General features: G+C 38.2%; 4 protein-coding genes. All 4 read left to right on the top strand.

Features of this window, described 5'->3' with window-relative positions:
• Positions 1–436 precede the first annotated feature (436 nt).
• The 4 genes from ADA55_RS17825 to ADA55_RS17810 all read left to right on the top strand — a co-directional run bounded on the left by ADA55_RS17825 (position 437) and on the right by ADA55_RS17810 (position 3,582).
• A complete protein-coding gene (locus tag ADA55_RS17825) occupies positions 437–949 on the top strand; it encodes a type 1 glutamine amidotransferase domain-containing protein (protein ID WP_048686348.1) in 513 nt (170 codons plus the stop codon).
• 99 nt (positions 950–1,048) lie between these two features.
• Positions 1,049–1,765, top strand: a complete 717-nt coding sequence (locus ADA55_RS17820) for an SDR family oxidoreductase (protein ID WP_048686346.1) — start codon at positions 1,049–1,051, stop codon at positions 1,763–1,765.
• Positions 1,766–2,020: 255 nt separating this feature from the next.
• Positions 2,021–2,911, top strand: coding sequence for an aldo/keto reductase (locus ADA55_RS17815; RefSeq protein WP_048686345.1), 891 nt, complete (start codon positions 2,021–2,023; stop codon positions 2,909–2,911).
• A gap of 236 nt (positions 2,912–3,147) precedes the next feature.
• Positions 3,148–3,582: an OsmC family protein gene (locus tag ADA55_RS17810; RefSeq protein WP_048686343.1), complete on the top strand. Its 435-nt coding sequence runs from the start codon at positions 3,148–3,150 to the stop codon at positions 3,580–3,582.
• Positions 3,583–3,698 lie beyond the last annotated feature (116 nt).

Genomic DNA, 3,698 nt, shown 5'->3' with positions numbered 1-3,698 from the left:
GACTTTTAATAAGTCAAGACTTGTGGTCTTTTTATTTGCAATGATCCAGTTCATAAAGGAAATAAAGGAGTACATTCTGGAAAAAGGTAAATAATATTCCTGTGTTGTAAAGGATTTTAGCTGAACTGTTTTATAGTTAGGAATCAAGAATAATACATATTTTCAGGTGAGATGATGAAAAAATGCCAATAACAATAAAGGAATTTGGTGTGGGATAAGCAGAATTTGAAAAACACCTGAACCAGATGGCAGCAGGAGCTTTTGAGGATCCTTGTACTCCGTCCAATCCACGAGGAGTATCGGTGGAGGATATGAAAAAAATCTATATTGCGGCTTACAACGGAGATAAAATCAACTTCTAATGAAGATAATCAGAACATGGTACGAAAATGAATATTTTTACTTCTGTTCTATGATTTTAAGGAGGTTAATGAACATGAGCAAAAAAATCGCTACGCTTATAACAAACCTATTTGAAGATGTGGAGTACACTGAACCAGTACAAGCCTTTAAAGAAGCTGGTCATGAAGTTATCACGATTGACAAACAATCAGGTAACCAAGTAACTGGTAAAAAAGGCACAACCGTAAAAATTGATAAATCCATTGATGAAGTTCATCCTGCAGACTTTGATGCGTTGCTTATCCCTGGTGGGTTCTCTCCCGATTTATTGCGTGAAGACGATCGTTTTGGTGAATTTGCAAAAGTATTTATCCAAGATGGAAAACCTGTTTTTGCCATTTGTCATGGACCACAAGTGTTAATCGATACAGACCTTTTAAAAGGTGTCGACATCACTGGCTATAAATCCATTCGCAACGATTTGAAAAATGCTGGTGCAAATTATAAAGACGAAGAAGTTGTCATCAGCAAAAATATTGTAACAAGTCGAGAACCAAAAGATATTCCAGCATTCAATCGTGAATCACTAAAACTTTTAGCTAAATAACAATGGTGATGTAAAAACGTAAATATATCTAACTTGCGGATTCTTTAATCAGAATCCGCAAGTTGGTTAAACAAACGTATGAATAAAGGAGGAATTGCGTTGTCATTAAAAGGAAAACGAGTGGTTGTTTTAGGAGGTACATCTGGTATTGGTTTAGCCGCTGCTAAGGAGTTTATCGATGAATCCGCTCAAGTTATTATTGCTAGCCGTTCTGCTTCAAAATTATCTGACGCAAAAGTGAAGCTTGGTGGTAACGTAGAGGGCTATGAAATCGACTTTCGCAGCGAGGAAAAGGTTGCTGACTTTTTCAAGAAGGTTGGAAAATTTGATCACCTAGTGGTTACTGCAGGTGAAGGCGCAATGGGTCACTTTAGCGAACTGCCTGTTGCAACCGTAAGAGAGGCTTTTGATAGTAAGTTCTGGGGGCAGTATATTTCGGTTCGTGCTGCTCTTCCATACTTGAATAATGAAAGTTCTATTACATTAACTTCGGGTGTATATGGTGTGCGTCCTCCTCAAGGTGCTACGACTCTAGCTTCCATTAATTCAGCAATCGATGGATTAGTACGAGGACTTTCAGTAGACCTGGCACCTATCAGAGTAAACGTGGTATCACCTGGTATTGTTGACACTCCTCTTTATGGCGGAATGTCAGAAGATCAAAGACAAGTTATGTACCATGGGATTGCTAAGCAATTACCTGTCGGACGTGTTGCTCAATCTAAAGATATAGCTGAAACCTATATTTACCTAGCGAAAAATGGGTTTACAACTGGCACATCCGTTCTTATCGATGGAGGAGCTCATCTGATCTAATCCATTGATATCAAAGTCATTGATAAATTGGTTTAGAATAGAAGTGGTGGGGATGACTCGAAGTGTCAGACACTTATAGGCCATCCTCACTTTCTTTGTTTTTTTGCACAGACGGAAGCAGAAATGGCCATATCATGCAATAAAGAATGGATTTGTTGGTTACGGAAATTCTAAATATATGCGTACTTTATACGTAGAGACGTTAACAGTCTACTTCTATGATACCCAAATACATAAAAGAAAGGGTCGAGCCTAATGGATGAAAAGAAAAGAGCGGAAATTAAAAAAGCATTAGCCAAACACGTGGTAACCCTACCTGACGGCACTTCTTTACCTAGTTTAGGACAAGGAACATGGTACATGGGGGAAAATCCCCAAGTGAGAGACAAAGAAATAAAAGCCTTGCAGCTCGGCTTAGAATTGGGTATGAAACTTATTGACACCGCTGAAATGTACGGAAATGGAGACTCTGAACGCTTAGTTGGCAAAGCCATTAAAGGGCGCAGAAATGAAGTCTTTTTAGTCTCAAAAGTGTATCCCCATCATGCAGGTTTAGATAAGATTTCAAAAGCATGTGAAAACAGCTTAAAACGACTAGGAACAGACCACTTGGACTTATATCTTCTCCACTGGAGAGGACGTGTTCCTTTAGAGGATACAATTGAAGGAATGGAAAAACTACGTGAAGAAGGGAAAATTTTAAGATGGGGCGTCTCTAATTTTGACACGGTTGATATGGAAGAGCTATGGAACACTAAGCATGGAAAAAATTGTGTGACGAACCAAGTGCTATACCATTTAGGTTCAAGAGGAATCGACTTCGATCTCTTACCATGGCAGCGTGAACATAACATGCCAATCATGGCCTATAGTCCCCTTGCTCAAGGAGGCTCTTTAAGAAGACAGCTTTTAAACGATCCAGCTATTCATGATATTGCTGACAAATACAATGTCCAACCATTACAAATCGCCCTTGCTTGGACCATCCGTTCGAATAACGTCATCTCTATTCCAAAAGCGGTTCAAGATGAACATGTTTTAGCAAATGCTGAAGCAGCATCAATTGAGTTTACTGAAGAAGATCTAAGTAGAATAGATCAAGTATTTCCTAAACCTACTAGGAAAATGCCATTGGATATTATTTGAAAATTCACTTTAAAGAGGGAATATTGTGGGAGTTGCTGACAATCTAATAGGAATTTCAAAAAAACTGTGTAGAATTTTGATCTGACCCACTTTTTGTACCGACTGGTAGGTACTGATTAAAACGTAAAAAATGTTCTTCTTGTCTTTTAACGTAGTGTTTGCGATACCCATCGAGTAAAAACATACGTGAATAGGCAAGATATATATGCAATTAATATAGTGAAGGAGTGTTAATTATGGCTGATATGAAAATAAATGTGAATGCATTTTGGGATGGTGGGGTAACAGGGAATGGAACCCTTAAAGCGGAGTATCTTGATACAAAAATCGCTATTCCGACATCATTAGGAGGTAGTGGTAACGGAGCAAATCCAAAAGAGGTTCTCGTAGCTTCTGTAACAACTTGTTATGCAGCAACACTGACATTTGTGCTTGAAAGCAGAAAACTTCCTGTGGCGGAACTTACAGTGAACTCTGAGGCAAGTATATCTGATAATGAGTTTAAAATTATCCATTATCCTCACATCGTTTTATCTGCTGGCGCGACAGAAGAACAAATTCAATCTGCACAAAGAGCGACAGAAGCCGCAGATAAAGGGTGCGATGTCGGAAATATATTGAAAAAAGCAGATGTTAAAAATGAAGTTCAAGGTAAAGTTTCTGTGAAATGATATGATTCACCCAAAGATGTAGAAATAATCACTTTTTTGTTCAAATTTATCGATCTTCCACAATGGAGGCATTATCTACAGTATGGAAAAAAGCCCAATTTCTCAATTTAATGCTG

Origin of the sequence: Bacillus sp. 220_BSPC (assembly GCF_001054655.1) — a bacterium.
GTDB lineage: Bacteria > Bacillota > Bacilli > Bacillales > DSM-1321 > Peribacillus > Peribacillus frigoritolerans.
The sequence above is the reverse complement of the archived record's forward strand: the minus strand, read 5'-3'. Positions and strand labels throughout refer to the sequence as shown.

What these genes read in the sequence shown, in the direction of transcription:
- ADA55_RS17825 (WP_048686348.1), top strand. Translation starts at nt 437, where the DNA reads ATGAGCAAAAAAATCGCTACGCTTATAACAAACCTATTTGAAGATGTG.
- ADA55_RS17815 (WP_048686345.1), top strand. Translation starts at nt 2,021, where the DNA reads ATGGATGAAAAGAAAAGAGCGGAAATTAAAAAAGCATTAGCCAAACAC.
- ADA55_RS17810 (WP_048686343.1), top strand. Translation starts at nt 3,148, where the DNA reads ATGGCTGATATGAAAATAAATGTGAATGCATTTTGGGATGGTGGGGTA.